The sequence below is a fragment of the Ottowia thiooxydans genome, from assembly GCF_040548795.1.
Taxonomy (GTDB): domain Bacteria; phylum Pseudomonadota; class Gammaproteobacteria; order Burkholderiales; family Burkholderiaceae_C; genus Ottowia; species Ottowia thiooxydans_A.
Genome location: NZ_JBEPSH010000011.1, coordinates 76517 through 96061, shown reverse-complemented (window position 1 = coordinate 96061; position 19545 = coordinate 76517). Strand labels below are relative to the sequence as shown.

At 63.6% G+C, this 19545-nt stretch carries 14 protein-coding genes; 4 read left to right on the top strand and 10 right to left on the bottom strand.

The genetic code is table 11. The annotated features are described in order from the left end of the window. Positions 1–4 precede the first annotated feature (4 nt). From ABIE13_RS23755 to ABIE13_RS23740, 4 genes are read left to right on the top strand one after another with little or no spacing between them, the layout of a single operon-like run. Positions 5–1255 carry an MFS transporter gene (locus ABIE13_RS23755; protein ID WP_354448124.1) on the top strand — a complete coding sequence of 417 codons (1251 nt, stop codon included), beginning with the start codon at positions 5–7 and terminating at the stop codon, positions 1253–1255. 34 nt (positions 1256–1289) lie between these two features. Continuing rightward, positions 1290–2960 carry a (2,3-dihydroxybenzoyl)adenylate synthase gene (locus ABIE13_RS23750; RefSeq protein WP_354448122.1) on the top strand — a complete coding sequence of 557 codons (1671 nt, stop codon included), beginning with the start codon at positions 1290–1292 and terminating at the stop codon, positions 2958–2960. Then, positions 2957–3220 (top strand): phosphopantetheine-binding protein, encoded by a 264-nt coding sequence (locus ABIE13_RS23745; protein WP_354448120.1) that lies wholly within the window; start codon positions 2957–2959, stop codon positions 3218–3220. The genes ABIE13_RS23750 and ABIE13_RS23745 overlap by 4 nt, the downstream gene beginning before the upstream one ends. After that, positions 3217–7233, top strand: coding sequence for an amino acid adenylation domain-containing protein (locus ABIE13_RS23740; RefSeq protein ID WP_354448118.1), 4017 nt, complete (start codon positions 3217–3219; stop codon positions 7231–7233). The genes ABIE13_RS23745 and ABIE13_RS23740 overlap by 4 nt, the downstream gene beginning before the upstream one ends. 264 nt (positions 7234–7497) lie before the next feature. Here the strand turns inward: ABIE13_RS23740 and ABIE13_RS23735 are convergent, their stop codons facing one another. The 10 genes from ABIE13_RS23735 to ABIE13_RS23690 are packed head-to-tail and all read right to left on the bottom strand — an operon-like array spanning position 7498 to position 19483. Next, on the bottom strand, positions 7498–8277 hold the full coding sequence (locus ABIE13_RS23735; RefSeq protein WP_354448116.1) for a putative hydro-lyase: 780 nt from the start codon (positions 8275–8277) through the stop codon (positions 7498–7500). After that, positions 8274–11936: a hydantoinase B/oxoprolinase family protein gene (locus tag ABIE13_RS23730; RefSeq protein WP_354448114.1), complete on the bottom strand. Its 3663-nt coding sequence runs from the start codon at positions 11934–11936 to the stop codon at positions 8274–8276. The genes ABIE13_RS23735 and ABIE13_RS23730 overlap by 4 nt, the downstream gene beginning before the upstream one ends. Continuing rightward, positions 11933–12487, bottom strand: a complete 555-nt coding sequence (locus tag ABIE13_RS23725) for a winged helix DNA-binding protein (RefSeq protein ID WP_354448112.1) — start codon at positions 12485–12487, stop codon at positions 11933–11935. The genes ABIE13_RS23730 and ABIE13_RS23725 overlap by 4 nt, the downstream gene beginning before the upstream one ends. Next, the gene (locus ABIE13_RS23720; RefSeq protein ID WP_354448110.1) at positions 12484–13362 is read right to left on the bottom strand and encodes a hypothetical protein; all 879 of its coding nucleotides are present in this window, start codon (positions 13360–13362) and stop codon (positions 12484–12486) included. Before ABIE13_RS23720 ends, ABIE13_RS23725 begins: the two co-directional genes overlap by 4 nt. Beyond that, positions 13352–13726, bottom strand: coding sequence for a 2Fe-2S iron-sulfur cluster-binding protein (locus ABIE13_RS23715; RefSeq protein ID WP_354448108.1), 375 nt, complete (start codon positions 13724–13726; stop codon positions 13352–13354). The genes ABIE13_RS23720 and ABIE13_RS23715 overlap by 11 nt, the downstream gene beginning before the upstream one ends. After that, a complete protein-coding gene (locus ABIE13_RS23710; RefSeq protein ID WP_354448106.1) occupies positions 13723–15450 on the bottom strand; it encodes an FAD-binding protein in 1728 nt (575 codons plus the stop codon). Before ABIE13_RS23710 ends, ABIE13_RS23715 begins: the two co-directional genes overlap by 4 nt. A 25-nt stretch (positions 15451–15475) precedes the next feature. After that, positions 15476–16009, bottom strand: a complete 534-nt coding sequence (locus ABIE13_RS23705) for an ureidoglycolate lyase (RefSeq protein WP_354448104.1) — start codon at positions 16007–16009, stop codon at positions 15476–15478. After that, complete coding sequence (locus ABIE13_RS23700) at positions 16010–16753, bottom strand: ABC transporter ATP-binding protein (protein ID WP_436278470.1); 744 nt, start codon at positions 16751–16753, stop codon at positions 16010–16012. Continuing rightward, positions 16737–17681 (bottom strand): ABC transporter ATP-binding protein, encoded by a 945-nt coding sequence (locus ABIE13_RS23695; RefSeq protein WP_436278469.1) that lies wholly within the window; start codon positions 17679–17681, stop codon positions 16737–16739. Before ABIE13_RS23695 ends, ABIE13_RS23700 begins: the two co-directional genes overlap by 17 nt. Beyond that, complete coding sequence (locus ABIE13_RS23690; RefSeq protein WP_354448100.1) at positions 17603–19483, bottom strand: ABC transporter permease; 1881 nt, start codon at positions 19481–19483, stop codon at positions 17603–17605. Before ABIE13_RS23690 ends, ABIE13_RS23695 begins: the two co-directional genes overlap by 79 nt. Positions 19484–19545: the final 62 nt, after the last annotated feature.

Sequence of the window (19545 nt, the reverse complement as noted above, 5' to 3'; positions counted from 1 at the left end):
CGCCATGAATTCCACCCCCTTGCCTTTTCGCATGTTTCCGCTGCTGTTCGCAGCCTTGACGGGGACCATGGCCATGATGTCCTACGTGGCGGTGATCGGCCCCATCGTGCGCCGTCTTGGCTTGCCTGAGTGGATTGCAGGCCTGTCACTGACGGTCGGTGGGGTGTTCTGGATGTTGATGGCGCGCTGGTGGGGGCGTGTGAGTGACCGCCATGGCCGCAAGCGGGTGTTGCTTATAGGCTTGGCCGTATTTGCACTGGTCTATGCAGGGCTGGCTGCTGGGGTTGATGTCGCTTTGCGTGGATATGCTGGCGTGACTGCCGTGGCGGTGCTGCTGATTGTGACCCGCTCCCTGATCGGCGCCTTCTATGCCGCTGTGCCGCCTACAGCTGCGGCCGCGGTGGCAGACAACACCTTGCCAGGAGATCGGTCCTCCGTCATGGCCAAGCTGGGCACCGCCAATGCGCTCGGTATGGTGGCCGGGCCTGCCGCTGCAGGATGGTTGGCCACCCTGAGCCTGGGGGGCGCGCTCTATGCGGCGGCCGTCTTGCCTGCCTTGGGTTTCCTCGTCATTGCTTTTTGTTTGCCTGCTGACGGGCCCCATGCGGCGCAGAAGGCCGGGTTTAGCGCACAGTTAGCGCCGGGCCAGCGTCCTGTCGCAGCGATGACCTGGTGGGACCCGCGCCTGCGTCACTTGAGTTTGACCGCATTCACGGCCATGGGCTCAGTGGCCATCGCGCAGGTTCTGGTGGGATTTTTCGCCATGGATCGTCTTGGCCTCAGCGAAGCAGACGGCGCAAGGGTGGCAGGTCTATCCCTTACGGTGGTGGGTTTTGCGCTCATTTTTTCTCAGCAGTTTGTCATGCGCCTGAAAAGCGTGCCTCCGATCCGCTGGATCTGGTTGGGCGCTTTGATAGCTGCGCTGGGTTTTTCCAGCGTCACGCTTGCCAATGGCCAAACCACCATCCTGCTGGGGTATGGGGTTGGTGCTTTCGGCATGGGAATGATTTTTCCGACCTTTCAAGCCATGGCCGCCAATGCAGTGGATTCCCATGAGCAGGGTGCTGCAGCCGGAACGCTGGCGGCAGCGCAAGGCCTGGGCATGGTGGTGGGGCCGTTGGCAGGCACCATGCTTTATCAAGTGGCCCCCGCCTTGCCCTATCTATTCGTTGCGAGTGGCTTGCTCATCCTGAGTGTGGGCACTGTCCTTGTTCGGGCGAACAAGGCAGCGACCGCTTCGAGCCCCGAAATCTGAACTCACTCACCGCGAACTCACATTCACACGGACCATGTCAGAGCCCCTCATTGCCCTGCGCCAAACCTGGCCAGAGGAATTCGTTCAACGCTATCGCCAGGCTGGGTACTGGCGCGGCGAGACTTTCCCTGGATTTTTGCGCGAGAGAGTAGGGCGTTACTCAGAGCGTACCGCCATTGTCGACCATGAAAAGCGCTGGACCTATGCGCAACTGGGTGAGCGGGCGGAGACGGTCGCGTCGGGTCTGCTGGCCTTGGGTTTGCAACGCGGAGATCGGGTCGTCGTTCAGATCGGCAACGTCGCAGAGTTTTACGGCGTCGCATTCGGGCTGTTCCTGGCAGGCATGATCCCGGTCTACGCGCTGCCGGCGCACCGGATCACGGAGATCAGCCACTTCGTCCGAAAGTCACAGGCTTCGGCCTACGTGGCTCAGCAGCAATACGGTGGGTTTGACTACCGCACTTTGGCGCGCGAATTGCTGGCACGCGAGCCTGCCCTCAAGCAGGTGGTCATATCTGGAGATGCGGCCGAGTTCGCTGCGCTCCAAGACTTCAAGCACGATGCCGCTCGGCTTTCCGCACCAGACCCCGATCCGCAATCGGTGGCGTTCTTGCAGATATCGGGGGGAAGCACAGGCCTTTCCAAGCTCATCCCACGCACCCACGACGACTACATATACAGCTTCCGGGCGAGTAACGAGATATGCGCCATAACCGAGAACAGCCGCTATATGGTGGCCTTGCCAGCGGCTCATAATTTTCCCATGAGCTCTCCCGGAGCGCTGGGCGTGCTGTACGCCGGAGGCACTGTTGTACTTTCGCGCTCGACCGCAGCGGAAGACGCCTTTGCGCTGATTGAACGCGAGCATGTCACCGATCTCGGGTTGGTGCCGCCGCTGGCGCTGCTGTGGGCGCAAGCGGCGCAGCACACGGGGCGTGATCTGTCCAGCCTCAAGGTGCTCCAGGTCGGGGGTGCCAAACTCACGCCAGAAGCCGCGCGCCGAGTGATTGCCGGCTTTGGATGTCAGTTGCAGCAGGTATTTGGCATGGCAGAAGGCCTGGTCAACTACACGCGTTTGGATGATGGTGAATCCGTCGTTCTGAATACCCAAGGCCGCCCTATCAGTCCGGATGACGAAGTTCTGGTGGTCGACGATCAAGGGCAACCAGTCCCCATTGGGCAGAGCGGCTATCTGCTGACACGCGGTCCCTACACCATCAGGGGCTATCACAATGACGACGCTGCCAATGCCCGGGCTTTCACAGAAGATGGTTTCTACCGCACCGGGGATGTGGTGCAACAGTCAGCCGACGGCTACCTCACGGTACAAGGCCGTGCCAACGATCACATCAACCGAGCTGGCGAAAAAATATCTGCAGAAGAAGTGGAAGACCATCTCCTGGCGCATCCGCAGGTGTTCGATGCTGCCGTCGTCTCCATTCCCGACGAATATCTGGGCGAGCGCATCTGCGCATTCATCATCGTGCGTGGCGAGAAGCCGCGCGCGCCTGTATTGAAGGCCTGGATGCGCGAGCGAGGGGTGGCCGCTTTCAAGATTCCGGACCAGATCGTCTTTGTAGACGCGTTCGAGAACACGGCTGTAGGCAAGACCAGCCGAAAGCAATTGCGTGCTCGCCTGCGTGGCGAGTTCCTCGATGCTCAGAACGCTCCGGCCGTACATTCTTCCAACCATCCAGTGACATGACGAATTCACCCGCATCCGACGCATCGGCGTTCACCCTGGAGCGCATCCGTGGCGACATTGCCAACCTGATTGGCGAATCGCCTGATGACATTGGTCTGGACGACAACCTGATGGATCTTGGACTCGATTCCATGCGCCTGCTAGGACTTGTTGCCGAGTGGACTCAAGCAGGCCTGCAAGTCGACATCTTTGAGCTGGGTGAGCATACGACCTTGGGCGGGTGGTGGAGTGTGATCAAGAAGCACCAGGGTCAGGCGTGAAAGCCGTTTTCGAATCGCAAGTCGAGCCCTCTGCTACACAATCCGCGACCGCGACCGCGACCGCGACCGCGACCGCGACCGCGACCGCGACCCGGAGCCCTCACGCCATCGTTACTTCAACCTCTCAGCCGTGGCCGCTGACCGAAGCCCAACTGGGGCTTTGGTATGCGCAACGTCTTGCGCCAGAGAACCCCAGTTTCAATACAGGACATGCCCTGTGGATTCGCGGTAATCTGAACGAACCTGCCTTCACCGAAGCTGCGTTGCAAGCTGCGCGTGAAGCGCAGTCACTGAGCCTGGCAATGCGTGAGGGTACCGATGGACCGCGCCAATGGCTGGACGCTTCGCGCGTCCCTGGCCTGGAGCGGATTGATTTCAGCCAGGCCCCAGATCCTGCTCACCGGGCGCGAGAGGTGATGTTGCACGACATGCAAACACCAATTGACCCGGTGAAAGCGCCGCTTTCTCGGCAATGCCTTTTCGTTCTGGGGCCCGGTACTTATGTCTGGTACCAACGTGCCCACCATCTGGCCAACGATGGCTATGGCATGGCCTTATGGGGCGCCCGAGTGAGCGAGCTTTATGCACGCCACGTGAATGGTGCGGCTGATCGCTCGCCCTTGAATGGTTTGAAAACCCTGGTGGAGGAGGACGCCAGCTACGGCGAAAGTGATCGCCGGATGAAGGACGCCGCATTCTGGCGCGAGAGCTTTGGAGATGCGCCTGAGGTGTCCAGCATGGCGTTCGGAAGAGCCAATAGCGCGTCAACTTGCCATCGCCTGACGATGGCTATGGATCCGGCGCTTTCCGCTCGGCTGTTGGCTTTCGCTCAATCAGCCAAACTGCCTTGGCCGGATGTGCTCACATCGCTGACAGCCCTTTATGTGCAGCGCATGTCAGGTGCAGCGCAAACCGTTGTGGGCGTTCCCTACATGGGCAGGTTGGGCAGCGCCAGTGCGCGCGCCACGGCCACTGTGATGAATGTCCTGCCACTTCGGGTGGCTGCGACGCTGGAGTTGCCTTTGACCCAGTTTCTCCAGGACATGGCAGGCCAGCAAGCTCGGGCTCGTCGCCACGGTCGCTACCGCAGTGAGCAACTTAGGCGCGACCTTGGACTATTGGGTGGACAACGCAGGCTTTATGGGCCTTTGATCAACGTGCAGCCCTTCTATCGAGCTCTGGAGTTCGTGGGTGTGAGCACTGATCTGGAGATTCTGGGTACCGGTCCTATCGACGATATCACCCTGGGTTTTCGAGGCGACGGCGTCCACCGCCTTGACCTGGAGATCGAAGCCAATCCTGATCTATACAGTCTGGCCGCCGTCACGGCGCACAAGGAACGCCTGCTGGCCTTCCTGGAAGCGGCCCTGACCGCACGCACAGTCGGCGACATCGCCTTGGCCAGCCCTGCCGAAGCCAGACGCTATCTTGTGGATGTCAACGCTACGGACCATGACGTTCCTCAGACAACGCTCAGTGCCTTGATGGAAGCGCGCATGGCCAGCACGCCGCAGGCGGTAGCGCTGGAGTTTGAAGGTCATCAGCTTACATATGGTGAGTTGGAGCTGCGCACGCGCGCACTGGCGTTCGCGCTGCGCACGAGAGGTGTTGGGCGCGAGAGTCTGGTCGTCGTGGCGCTTCCCCGGTCGCTGGAGCTGGTGATTGCCCTGGTTGCGGTATTGCGATCCGGCGCAGCCTATCTTCCGCTTGACCTGGAACACCCCCCAGAGCGTCTTGCTCGTGTGATTGCTCTTGCGCGGCCAGAATGCGCTTTGGTGTGCCAGGCCGATGCAGCATCCTTGCCTTCAGCGCTGCCCATCATCGATCCATCTCACTGGCCCCTGGAGCCAGAGCTGAGCTTCCAAGAGCTGAGTCTGGCCAGTCCAGATCCGCAAGACGCTGCCTACGTCATCTACACCTCAGGCTCTACCGGAGAGCCCAAAGGCGTGTTGATTGAGCACCAGGCTATCGTGAATCGTATCGAGTGGATGCGCCAGTACTATGCTTTTGACGAGACTGACCGCATACTCCAGAAAACACCAGCTACTTTTGATGTTTCGGTATGGGAGTTCTTCCTGCCGCTGGTGACCGGTTGCACCTTGGTGATTGCACCACCGCAGGCTCACCGCGATCCTGCGTGGCTGGCATCCATCATTCGCCAGCGCAAGATTGGAACCTGTCACTTTGTGCCCTCCATGCTCGCGGCTTTCCTGGCCCATCCAGGTTCACGCGGCCTGTTCCTTCGCCGGATTTTTTGCAGCGGAGAAGAATTACCTGCCACGCTCCGAGAGCGTTTGCATGCCACACTGAAAAGCGAACTGCACAACCTCTACGGACCTACCGAAGCCGCGGTGGACGTGAGCTATTGGCCAGCCGATACCCAAGACCATTCGCACCCCGTACCGATTGGGTATCCGGTATGGAACACCCGGCTCTATGTGCTTGATGCGAAGATGAATCCGCTTCCGCCAGGTGTGGCCGGCGATCTCTATCTGGGTGGCGTACAGCTGGCCCGCGGTTACCTGGGGCGCGATGATTTGACCGCTGAGCGCTTCCTGCCTGACCCTCATTGCACAGGTGAACGAATCTACAAGACAGGTGATCTCGCGCGGTGGCGTGAGGATGGGGCAGTCGTGTTCCTGGGCCGCAATGACCACCAGATCAAGCTGCGTGGCTTGCGCATTGAGTTAGGCGACATAGAAGCAGCGATGGCTTCATTTGACCAGGTGGTGCGCTCTGGCGTCGTGGTACGCGAGGATCGCCCAGGTGACAGGCGTCTGGTTGCCTATGTGCAACCTGGCTCGGCATACGACAGCAGCGCTCTGCACGCCCATGTGGCGGCACGCTTGCCAGATTACATGGTGCCCAGCGCTTTCGTCGCACTGAATGACTGGCCTGTCACCAGCAACGGCAAGCTTGATCGTGCACGCTTGCCTATGCCAGATGTTGAGTTGGCTGGAGGCCAACCACCTCAAACAGCAACAGAAGTGGCGTTGGCCGAACTGTTTGCCCAGGTGCTTCAACTCAAGCCAGGCACCCCCATCACCACCGAATCGGATTTCTTCAGTCTGGGCGGGGACTCGCTCATGGCCGTACAGCTGCTTGCGCAAGTGCAAGACCGTTGGCAGCGAAATCCGGGTCTGGGTTCGCTTTTTTCCAACCCCAGCCTGGGGGCACTCGGCTCGGCTATCGATGCCGAGGTGGTGAGCTTCGACAGCGGGCTGGCTCCGCTCATCCAGCTTGCCGCAGGAGACCCTGCAGAATCCCTGGTGTTCGCCGTGCATCCGGCTGGCGGTATCTCGTGGGGATATCGCCTGCTGGCACGCGCGCTCGCACAACCCGCATGGGGGCCAACGCGGAGTGTCTATGGCCTGCAATCTCCGGCGCTTGAGCCCGACACGCCACTGCCTCTTAGCATCGACGAGCTGGCGCAGCAGTATGTGTCGCGCGTGCTCGAGCTTCACCCCCGCGGCCCCATCCACCTCTTGGGGTGGTCTGTTGGCGGAATCATTGCCCAGGCGATGGCTGTGCAATTGCGGGCACGTGGCCACCAGGTGGGCCTGGTTGCGCTCCTGGACGCCTATCCTGCCGATGTGTGGCGAGCCGAGCCTGAGCCCACCCCTCTTCAGGCCCTGCGAGCCCTGCTGGCCGTGGCCGGTCATGATCCGGAAGGCCACCCAGAACTCACCACACGCGAGGCCGTGATCAATTTCCTGCAAGAGGGCGGTACCGCATTGGGCCATCTTCCCGAAGAAGCGCTACACGGCGTGGTGCGGCTGGTGACGGACACCAACCGTCTGATTCGGCAGCATCACCATCAATATTTTGACGGCACCATCACCCATGTGCGTGCGGCCAGGGATCATGTCACCAAGCCACAACTGCAAGCCAGTGGATGGAAGCCCTATGCAGCGCGGGTAGATACCTTGGAAGTGCCTTTGCTGCACGCCGAGATGACCGGCGTGCAAGCTACTGCGCTCATTGCGCCAGCACTGCTGCGGCGTCTGGCTTAGGCAGGGTGCCTTCCGGCTTGTAGATGGTTTCATGGCCGGCGCGCCTATGGGATTTTTGGATGCCCGCTGGGACCGCCGAGCTCCTGCTCGGCATCTTCGATTCTTCAGGCGCTGGCATGCCAAGCAGGAACGCACCGCTCTGGGTTAAACCGATCGCTAGCGTGGTCATCGGCGCGATGCGGTACAGGCTCCCGCTATCGGACGATGGAGGCTGTAGAGAAAGAGCAACTGCGCAAACGGCCCACTTGGATGATTCTGAGCACCCTAGAGGCTGGCAAGGTGTGTATTTTTCAGATCCGTAATCAGAAGACATCCTGGCGAATGGGTGATGCATAAAGGGATTTTTGCTTCCTGCACTACCGATTGAGGTGTGACGCCGCAGGCCCAGAACACGGGGAGCTCGTCGTCGCGAATCTCGACCGCATCGCCATAATCGAGAAGGGCTAGATCGTCGATGCCGATCAGTTCGGGTTTACCGATGTGCACCGGTGCCCCGTGAACCGCTGGAAAGCGTGACGTGATCTGGATCGCTCGGATCACATCGCTCGGGCGCAGTGGCCGCATCGAGACGACCAATGACCCACGGAATGGACCAGCAGGCTGGGTTGCGATGCTGGTTCGGTACATGGCGACGTTGCGCCCCTGCTCCACATGCCGAAGCGAAATTCCCCCTTCAATTAATGCTTGTTCGAAGGAAAACGAACAACCGATCAGAAAGCTAACAAAATCGTCACGCCAGAGCGCCTGGATCTCAGTGGGTTCTGCGGCGAGTACGCCATTGCGCCAGACGCGATAGCGAGGCAGGTCGGTTCGAATATCGATGTCGCTTCCGACGCGGGGCAGGGCTGGGTCGCCGGGTTCGGAGACCGCCAGCAGAGGACAGGCTTGCGGGTTGCCTTGGCAGAAGCGCAAGAAGTCGGCCACGTAAGCTTCGGGCAGTATGACGAGGTTGGCTTGCACGTAACCCGGCGCGAGACCGCCCGTGTGGCCAGAATGTTCACCAAGGCGCACGCGCAAACGCGCTTCCGATGCGGGGGAGGTCATCGCACTGCCTCCGGCACTTCACCGAAGCCACCACCGCCGGGCGTGTCGATCTCGAACATATCACCGGCCTGCAACTCGGCGCTGTCGGCATGGTCGAGCGTTTCCACGCTGCCGCTGCTGCGGATCACCCGCGCGCGGCCGGGCAAGCCCGGCTGACCACCAGCCAGTCCGAAGGCGGGATGCTGCCAGCCGTTGGCTAGCAGGGAGACTGTCATGGGTTCGAGGAATCGCAGCGTCCGCGTGCCCCCGTTGCCACCGTGCCAGCGGCCAGTACCGCCTGAATCGCCACGGATTTCGTAGCGTTCAAGCCGCACAGGAAAGCGCAGCTCCAGCACCTCCGGGTCGGTAAGGCGTGAGTTGGTCATGTGCGTCTGAACGACCGAGGTGCCGTTGAAGCCATCACCAGCTCCCGAGCCGCCCGAGATGGTTTCGTAGTATTGGTGAGTCGCGTTGCCGAAGGTCAGGTTGTTCATCGTAGGCTGGCTGGCCGCCAGCACACCGAGGGCGCCGTAGAGAGCGTTCGTCACGCAGGTAGACGTTTCGACATTGCCCGCCACCACCGCAGCTGGATGGCGTGGGTTGAGCATGGAGCCTTCGGGGACGATGAGAGTGAGCGGCTTCAGGCCGCCTGCATTCATCGGGATTTCGTCATCAAGGAGCGTTCGAAACACATACAGAACAGCCGCTGTGGTGACGGCACGCGGAGCGTTGAAGTTGTTAGGCAGTTGGGCCGAGGTCCCGGTGAAGTCCAGTGTGGCACTGCGCGATGCGTGGTGTACTGTGAGCACGACCTTGATCTGTGCGCCGTTGTCGAGCGACACGGTGAAACGACCGTCCCACAGTTTTCCAATGGCGCGGCGAACCGCCTCTTCCGCGTTGTCCTGAACGTGACGCATGTAAGCGCGAACGGCGTCAAGGCCGAAGTAGCGCACCATGGAGAGCAGCTCTTCGCGACCCTTCTCGTTGGCGGCGACCTGGGCGCTGAGGTCTGCGATGTTCTGGTCGATGTTGCGCGAGGGGTAACGGGCGCTGCTCAGCAGTTCGCGCAGCGCTGCTTCCCGCAGCTGTCCGTTTTCGACCAGCAGGAAATCGGTGATCAGCACGCCTTCGTCTTCAATGGTGAGAGAGTCGGGTGGCATCGATCCCGGTGTAAGCCCGCCGATGTCGGCGTGGTGGCCGCGCGAACCGACGTAGAACAGCACTCGCGTACCGGCTTCGTCAAACACCGGAGTGATGACAGTAACGTCGGGCAGGTGGGTGCCGCCAGCATAGGGATCGTTCAATGCATAGATGTTGCCTGGGCACATCGTAGTGCCGAACCGGTCGATAACGGCGCGCACGCTGGCGCCCATCGAACCCAGGTGCACGGGGATATGGGGCGCGTTCGCGACCAATTCGCCGTCGGTGTCGAAGATGGCGCAGGAGAAGTCAAGGCGCTCCTTGATGTTGACTGAGTGCGCCGTGTTCTGCAGCCGCCAGCCCATCTGTTCAGCGATGGACATGAACAGGTTGTTGAAGATTTCCAACATCACGGGATCGGCATCGGTGCCGACGGCGTGGCCCCGTGGGCGGGGGACATGGCGTTCGAGCACCAAGTTGCCAGACGCAGAGGCCGTGGCGCGCCAGCCGGGATCCACGACGGTGGTGGCGTTCGCGTCGGTAATGATGGCCGGGCCGTAGATGGCGTCGCCCGTTCGCAGGTGCGACGCCGCATACAGGGGCGCCTGCTGTCTGCCCTGCTCAGTCTCGAATGGCACGCTCGAGAGCGCTTGAAGCGTCGTTCCGGCTTCCCGAGCCGGGCGAGAAAAGTGGTGCACGTTTTCGGCGGGTCTGTCACCGGCGATGGCCTCGACCACTGCCGAGTCTATGACCAGATCGCGGCCTCGCATCAGGAACGCGAAGCGCTGGCGGTACGCGAGCTCGAAGGTGGCGATCATGTCAGTAGTAGAGCCCCATGGCACGGCCAGGGTGGTGTCGGTGCCTTCATAGCGCAGGTAGAGTCGCCGGACGACCTGAATGCCGTCGGATTCGGCGCCAGGGGAGGCCAGCTCGTCTCTGGCGGCAGCGGCCAATTGGTCCAGCACATGCAGGGCTGCTGCGGCGCCATCGGCGTCGAGCCGGCGCTCTACAGAGCGTTCGCGCATGGCTGTCGAAACCGCAAGCCCCATTCCGTAGGCTGACAAAACGCCCGCTAGCGGGTGCACCAAAACCCGGGGCATGGCGAGTGCATCGGCCACCGCACAAGCGTGCTGACCGCCTGCACCCCCGAAGGTAGTGAGGGTGTAGCGCGTGACGTCGTAGCCGCGCTGCACTGATATGCGCTTTATGGCGTTGGCCATGTTGCCCACTGCAATCTTCAGAAAACCTTGCGCGAGCGCTTCGGGCGTGGTCACGCGCCCTGTGGCACTGGAGACTTCGTCGGCGAGTTGGGCGAAGCGTGCTCGCACCACATCGGCGTCCAGTGGCTCGTTGCCGTGGGGACCGAACACAGCTGGAAAATGCGCTGCTTGAATGCGGCCCAACAGTACGTTGGCGTCAGTCACGGTGAGCGGGCCGCCACGGCGGTAGCAGGCCGGGCCTGGGTCGGCGCCCGCGGACTCCGGGCCGACCCGCAAACGCGTGCCGTCAAAGCGCAGGATGGAGCCACCACCGGCCGCCACGGTGTGAATGCTCATCATGGGTGCGCGCAGGCGAACACCTGCCACAAGTGTATCGAATGCGCGTTCGTATTCGCCTGCGTAGTGCGACACATCGGTGGACGTGCCGCCCATGTCGAAGCCGATTACCCGGTCGTAGCCTGCGGTGACGGAGACGCCAGCCATGCCGACAATGCCACCCGCCGGGCCGGAGAGCACCGAGTCCTTGCCTTGGAATGACAGCGCGTCGGTCAGCCCGCCGTTCGACTGCATGAATTGCAGCCGAACCCCGGGCAACGCCGCCGAGATACGATCGACGTATTGGCGCAGCACCGGTGACAGGTAGGCGTCCACCACGGTCGTGTCACCCCGGGCAACAAAGCGGATGAGTGGAGACACGCGGTGCGAGACTGACACCTGCGTGTAACCCATCGCGTGTGCGATGGCCGCAAGCTTCTCTTCGTGCACCGCGTTGCGATAGCTGTGCATCAGGGCAATGGCGATGGCCGAAAACCCCATAGCGCGTCCTTGGGCAAGCAATTCGCAGGCCTGATCTTCGTCCAGCGGCGTGACCACGCTGCCATCGGCGGCGAGCCTTTCGTCGATCTCCACCACGTGGCTGGCCAATTGTTCGGGCAACACGATCTCGCGGTCGAAGAGGCGAGGGCGATTCTGGTAGGCGATGCGCAAAGCGTCGCGAAAGCCACGCGTCACGGCCAACAGGACGCGCTCGCCCTTGCGCTCGAGCAGCGCGTTGGTGGCCACCGTCGTGCCCATGCGCACGACGGCGATGCGCTCGGCCGGCACCACTTCTCCGGGCGCGAGTTCGAGCAACCTGCGGATGCCTTCAACCGCCGCGTCGGCATAGAGGCCTGGGTTTTCAGAGAGTAGTTTGACGGTGCTCAGAGAGCCATCGGGCCGGCGGCCGATCACGTCGGTGAACGTGCCTCCCCGGTCGATCCAGAATTCCCAGCGGCCAGCGGTGTTGGCGTGGTTGTCGGTGTAGTCGGTGTCTGTCATCATAGTGAAGAGGCGGCGCGCGCGGCTTGGTCGTACAGCCCCGAGAGCAGGCGCAGGCGGCTGGCCACGTGGGAATGAGAGTCGCCGTCGGCCTGTTCGCCTTCGGCGCTGGCGAGCAGGCAGCGGCCGCGCACATCCCGGAAGCGCTCGATCAGGGCAGCGCCATCGGCTGTGGTGGTGTAGAGAACTTCCTTGCCCGTTTTTTCCCCACTGACCAGGCCCAGGCTAGCGAGTTTCTTCAGGGCGTAGTTGATGACGTGCGCGTCCTCGTAGTTGAGGGTGAAGCAGATGTCTGCCAGCTTCTTGCCGCGCTCGCGGTGGTGCACATGGTGCAGGACCAGGATGTCGTTGAAAGCCAGGTCGGGCTCACCGGCTGCGGACATGCAGCGCATGACCCAGCGGCTGAAAGCGTTGTGGGCAATGATCAGGCCGAATTCCAGCTCCGACAGCTCCGCGTGGGGCCCGTTGGCGAGGTGGGCGGAAGATAGGATGCGAATGCGTTCGCCTGCGGTTGGGGTGGAACGCGGGGGGGCATTTTTTCGGGTGCCGGTCATGGTGTGATCCGTTTTCGGAATTGCGCAACCAGAGACGTGGCGCCCTGTTCGGCCACATAGAGGTTGCCGGCCGTGTCGCCTGCCAGGCCGTGGGCATAGATACCGAATGCACGGGCGCGGCCCAACACGCGGCCGTCCGTGGTGTCCAGCCGAGAGAGGCGCGGCACCTGCTCGCTCACATACAAGGTGAGGCCGTCAGCGGTGGCCCACAAGGCCATGGGGCGCACCAGGCCCTCCCACATGGCCAGCAGGGTGCCTGTACCGTCGAAGACCTGGATGCGGTCGTTGTCGCGGTCGGCGCAGAGTACGCGGCCGTCGGGCAAGACCCACACGGCGTGCGGTGTGTTGAACGCGCCGGGGCCGTTGCCGGGGCTGCCCCAACTGCGGCGCAGCCGGCCGTCAGGTGCGAAGCGGTGCACACGGGAATTGCCGTATCCATCACTCACGAGAATGTCGCCGTCGGGGGCTATGTGCACGCCCGTGGGGTGGTTGAAGGGTTTCTCCCAAGCGGGCAGGTTGTGGCTGCCCAGAGCCATCACGGGTCGCAGGTCGGCGTCAAATGCCAGCACCTGATGCGCGTCGTAGGTGGTCACCCACAGGCGGTCTCGCGCATCCACATGCAGACCGTGACCACTGGTCAGCAAAGGGTGGTGAAAGCTGCGTTCGAGCCTGCCATCAGGCAGGTAAATGCGCAGCGCGGGCGCCGCACGCTGCAGAACGAACACACGGCCGTGGCGGTCCAACGCGAGCTGGCTGATCGCCTGCACGTCGCTGCCGTCGGGCCCGGGGTGCTGCCATGGTCGCTCCACAGTGAAGTGGTCGCGGCCGTCGGTGACGACGAAACTCGCCGGCGAGGAAGGCGCTTCAATCGCCATCGCCATCTTCTCCCTCGAACAACCGTTCCTTCGAAGGCGCGATCTCGGTGACCAGGTCGCGCACCAGCCGTTTGTTGGGCAGTGGAGCCACGTCGTAGGTGCGGCCGGGCTCCAGTTTCGCGGTGCAGGCGTAGACAGTCTTTCCGTCGAGGCGCACCATGCATTCTTTGCACGCGTTGGCGTTGATACAGGAATACCGGAAGGCCAGCGTGTCGTCGGCATTGGCGCGTAACCAGCGCAGGCCATCGAGCAGCGAGGCCGCCGCGTGAGCTGGCACTTCATAGTCCTGCAACATGGGCGTTTGCGGCCCGCCGCCCCGGTGCACGCGAAGTTGAATGGATGAGGTGTCTGAGGGTGTGGTCATGCGCGGACTTCTTCGGTTTCGGGCTGATCGGCGAGCCGCTCCACTGGCTGCGTGGCCAGGGTCCACAGGCCGTCGCGCCAGGCGATGGTCTGGTTGAGCGTCCAGTCGTCTTCCTGGCCTGGGTGGTCTTCGCGCTGGTGGGCACCTCGGCTCTCAGTGCGCGCTAGCGCGCTGTGCGCGACCGACTCGGCCACGAGCAGCATGTTGCGCAGATCGAGTGCGTCCAGGCGCACCGGATCTTGCGGGCCGCCTCCGGGCAATTCGGTGCCGGCGCGCTGGCGCAGAGCACGGATGTCGAGCAGCGCCTGGCGGATGCCGACTTCGGTGCGAAACGGACCCAGGTGCCGTTGCATCAGGTCTTGCAGCACTTCAATGAGCGCGGCCACGTTGGGGGGCGCATCGGCGCGCGGCTCGACCGTTGACAGCGCCTCGAGCAGCGGTGCGGCCTGCGCACGCAGTACATCGACCGAAGGCAGCGCGGCGTGCATCACGTCTGCCGCAGCCGAACGACCGGCGCGGAGCCCGAACGCGATGGCTTCAGTGATGGCATTGCCGGACAACCGGTTGGCGCCGTTGGCACCGCCTACCGCTTCCCCCGCTGCGTAAAGACCGGGCACATCGGTGGCGAGCGAGGTGTCCACTCGAATGCCGCCCATGTGATAGTGGGCGATAGGCGACACTTCAATCGTCTGTTGTGTGAGGTCGATGCCGGCTTCCTTAAGCCGTCCGATGATCGGACCGAACGCTTCAAGCAACGCCGACTCGGGCACATGGCGAAAGCTCAGATATGCGCCACCAGCGGGCGAGCCACGACCGGCCTCGACCTCTTTGAGGATCGCGTAGGTGGCCGCGTCGCGCGTGGTGGTGTAGCCGGCAGCCTCGTTGCCGTTGCCGTACCGATCCATGAATTCCTCACCGTCCCGGTTGAGCAGCCTCCCGCCCAACTTGTAGCGGAAAGGGTCCCACATGATCGGGTCGAACCCCACAAGACGGGGCGCGAGGTGGCCTATGGGAAAGAACTGCACGAACTCCATGTCCAGCAGCCGCGCGCCCGCACGCAGCGCGAGGGCAAAGCCGTCACCCCCCATATTGAGCGATGCGCTGTTGCGGCGGTACAGCCGGGTGAGCCCACCGGTGGCGATCACTGTGGTGGCTGCGCGAATCAACACGGGCTCGCCGGTGGTCAGGTGCAGCGCCACCGCGCCCACCGCGCGGCCTTCGTGCAAGAGCAGGTCCACCACGGCCAGGTCGCCCACGCGGCGCACCTGTGGCGTGCGGGCCACCTGATTGCGAAGTGTCTTAGCGATTGCTGGCCCGGTGTTGAGATAGTCCACATACACGCAGCGAGGGCGGTCGTGGCCTGGCGCATGGGCCTGGGTGAGGTGGCCGTTGGCGTTGGCCCAGCCCACGCCCCAGCGGTTGAGCAGGCGGATCGCATCTACACCTTCTTCGCAGAGGATGCGCGCGAGCGGCTCGCTGCACAATCCTCGGCCGGCCGCCAGCGTGTCGCGCAGGTGGTGGCGCCAGTGGTCGGGCTCCTGCTCGCCCAGCGCAACGGCAACGGTCATCTGCGCCATGATGGTTGCTCCGCCCCTGCCGATGAGGCTGCGGTCGGCCAGCAGCACTTGCCGGCCGGACTCGGCCGCGCCGATGGCCGCGGACATACCGGCGCCGCCGGCGCCGATCACCAGCACGTCTGTTTCGAGAGTATGAAGAGTAGTCATGGAGTCGGTACTCGGGTGGCGCGCGTCAAGCGCAGGTGATGCGGGTCCGGACGCTGGCAAGCGCGCTTTCGGCGGCGGGAAGCGCATGGGAAAAGTGGCCGATGAGGTCGGTGGTGGTGGAGCGGCGGGTGGCCATCAGGCAGGTCACCTCGCCCCCCGTGACGCGCGTGGTGTGCCAGCAGCCGGGCCGCATGCAAATGCCTAAGCCTACCGGCACGCGAAATGCGCGAAAGCTGGCGGGATCGGGTGTGTCGCCGGTGGCCACGATCTGAATGATCTCGCCCGTCAGCGGCACGATGGCTTGTTCGGTGAGGTGGTGCACTTCGAGCACGCCGATAGCGACGCTGTGGTCGCGGTAGCGGACCCAGAGGAACTCCGGCTCTCCGCCCACTCCCGTGTTGAACACGTGGGTCTGCCAGAAGTCGGTACCCACGCTGTGGAAGGCCGGTACCAGCGGACCAGCTGGCGGCGCGCCCAGCACGGTGCCGTATGGTGCAAAGCTCTGCGCGTGCAGTGGCAGCATGGGCAGCAGGTGGGTGAAGGCTATGGCGTCCGTCATTCAGGAGGCACCCAGGTAGGCCTTCTGCACGGCGGGGTTGGCTATGAGCTCGGCCGCCGTTCCCTGAAGCACCACGTGCCCGTGCTGAAGCACGTAGGCGTTGTCCGCCAATTCGAGCGCGATGCGCGCGTTCTGCTCCACCAGCAGGATCGTCTGGCCGGCGGCTTTCCAGCGGAAAAGAACTTCGTAGACGGCGTCCACGAAAATCGGTGAAAGCCCCATCGAGGGCTCGTCAATGCAGATCAGCCGGCCTCGCCGCAACCAGGCGCGGCCTAGCGCAAGCATCTGCTGCTCGCCGCCCGAGAGCGTGCCTGCCGCCTGGCGCCGCCGTTCGGCCAGGCGTGGGAAGGCGGTGAACACCTCGTTGAGGTCCTCTGCAATCGCGGCTTTTTCCTTGCGGCGCGGGTACGCCCCCAGCAACAGGTTTTCATGCACAGACATCTCGGGGAAGACGCGCCGCCCCTCGGGCACGCTGGCCACACCGAGGTCGATGACGTCGGCCGGTGCACGGCCTTGGATCTCACGGCCGTCGAGCACGATGCGGCCGCGCGTGGGGGTGACGAGGCCGAGAACGGATTTGAGGGTAGTCGACTTGCCAGAGGCATTGCCCCCCAGCACCGAGACAACCTCTCCGGCGTGCACCACCAGGCTCACGCCGTAGAGCGCCTGCACGGCGCCGTAGTGCACGTCGATGCCATCGATCGTCAGCAGGGGAGAAGGGGAGGTATCAGCCAAGGTGGGCATCCGATTGGGTGGGACGCGTGCGGGCACGACCCAGATAGGCTTCGACGACCTCAGGGTGGTCCAGCGCCTCGGCCGGCGTACCGGTGGCGAGCACGCGACCTTGATTGAGCACGACCACACGGTCGGCGATGCGACGCACGAGCGAGAGCTTGTGTTCGACCACCAGAATCCCGAGCTTGGGTTGTTCAGCTCGCAGAGCGAGCAACAGGTCGGTGAGCTCGGCTGTCTCGCTCGGGTTCATGCCGGCGGCCGGTTCGTCAAGCAACACGAAGCGGGGGTGTGCGGCGAGCACGCGCGCGATCTCCAGGCGCCGCCGGTTGGCGTACGACAGGCTAAATGCGGGTTGCTCGCGCCGCGGCCACAGTCTGTCGCCAAAGCGCTGCAGGGCGGCTTCGGCGCGGGCCTCGGCTTCGGCACGGCGGCGGCGCCAGCCAGGCAAGCCGAGCAGCTCGCCAGCCACTTCGGTGAACGGGTTAACCAGCCCGCCGTGCCGACTCCGCAGCAAAGCAGCCTGTGTGCCCAGTCGCACGCTGTCCCACACGCTGAGCGAGGGGAATACCCGCGATGTCTGAAAGCTTCGACTCAGGCCGAGTTGCGCAATGCGCTCGGGTACCAGGCCGTGGATGCGCCGCCCGTCCAGCATGATGCGACCTGCGGTGGGCTTCTCTACACCACTCAACAGCTGAATCAGAGTGGACTTGCCTGCCCCGTTGGGGCCGACGAGCGCCACGGTCTCGCCGGGTGCGAGGGAGAAGCTCACGTTGTCGACGGCCTTCACACCGCTGAAGTGGCGGCTCAGGTCTTCGACCTGAAGACCATGGCCTTCGTTATGGATGCGTGTGTTCATGGTCAGCGCGCTCCCAGCAGGCCGTGCGGGCGGATGCGCAGCATGATGAGCAGCGCCACGCCGTAGGCAATCATTCGCCACTCGGCGAACGGCCGCAGCAGCTCGGGCAACAAAGTGAGCGTGAAGCCCGCGAGCGCCGCACCCGTGATGTTACCCAAGCCGCCGAGCACCGCGATGGTCAGCAGTAAGATCGAAGCACTGACGGTGAAGCTCTCCGGGCTCACTACGTTCTGCACGTAAGCGAACAAGCCCCCGGCGGTGCCCGCGAGCACGCCCGAAAGCGCGAAGCCCAGCAAGATGTAGCGCCGCACCGGCAGCCCGGCCGCGTGTGCAGCAAGACGGTCTTCGCGGATGCCGCGCCACACGCGGCCCAGGCCCGAGTCGAGCTGGCGCTGGGCAAGCGCCAGCGCCACCGCCGCCACAGCGGCAATCAGCAGGAACTTGTCTACCAGGCTGGAGAGCGTGAGTCCTCCCAGCAGCGCTAGCCGGGGCGCTGGAATACCGATGAAGCCCATGGGGCCGCGCGTCACGTCGAGCCACACCATGAAGATCAGGTAGCCGATCTGGCCCACTGCGAGCGTGCCCAGCGCTGCTGTGTGGCCGCTGAGCTTGAGTAGTGGCAACGCCGCAACCATCGCGATCACCGCGGTGACCAGGGCCGCGCCAACCAGAGCGGCCTCGGCAGGCCATCCGTGGTTGCGCGCCAGGATGCCCACTGTGTACGCGCCCACTCCATAGAAAGCCATGTGGCCGATGGACAGAATGCCGAGCGATCCGGAGACCAGCGTGACGCTGGCTACGAGCAGGGCGAAAATCATGGCGTACGCCACGGACTGGAGCAGGTACGCGTTCTGCGTAGCAAGTGGCAGCAGAGCGAGCCCCGCGCCCGCTGCCAGGAACCCCCAGGGGGGCAGCTCCCATACCCGGACTGCACTACGCTGGCTCGACGAGGACGCGAGCACGCTGGTGCTGGGCATGGCGCCGGCAGCGCCGCCGGCACCACCGAGCGCATCTAGCCGGCGGTCACCGAGCAAGCCTTGCGGCCGGAACACGAGAAACACGAGCACCAGTGTGTAGGCCACAAGATCGCGGTAGCCTTCTCCCACGTAAGCGCTGGCCAGCGTTTCCACCACACCTAGCAACAGCCCGCCGAGCACCGCCCCGGGCGTGCTCGTCAGGCCGCCGAGCAGCGCGGCGGCAAAGCCCTTGAGCCCGTAGGGCAGCCCCATTTGCGGGAACACGCTCTTGAAGTACAGCGCCACGAGGATGCCGCTTAGCGCGCCCAGCGCGCCCGCAAGACCAAAGGCGAGGCGCTTGACATTGGCAGTGCGTACACCGAGTTGCGCAGCGGCGTCGCGGTCCTGCGCGGTGGCCCGCAGGGTACGGCCCAACCAGGTTCGGGAAAGGAACAGCGTCAGCGCGATGGTGGCCAGCGCGCCAAAACCGAAGATCAGCAGATCGGTGCTGGTGATGTAGGCGGCGCCAAAGAAGTAGGTCTGCTCTTCGAACGGCACCGGGAAAGCCTGGCCTTCGGGCGACCAGATGATCTCGGCCAGTTGGTCGATGATGAGACTGATGGCCAGCGTGGACAGCACCGGGGCGATGTAGGGCGCGTTCTCCAGCGGGCGAAGGGCCACGCGTTCAAGCAGCACGCCCAACAGCGTTACCACCGCCACTGAAAGCAGGGCTGCGGCCGGCAGCGGCAGGTGCAGCACCGTCACACCGCTGAACGCGATGAAAGCGCCCAGCATGAAGAGGGCGCCCTGCGCGAAGTTGATGAGGTTGGAGACGCCGAAGACCAGCGAAAATCCCAGCGCAATCAGCGCATAGACCTGGCCGATGGCCAGACCGTTGATGATCTGGCTGGCGAAGAGTTCGAGCATGGATGGGGCAGCAGGTAAATGGCCGTCTCGGGCGTGCTGTTGCCAGCAGGCTCGAGATGGCG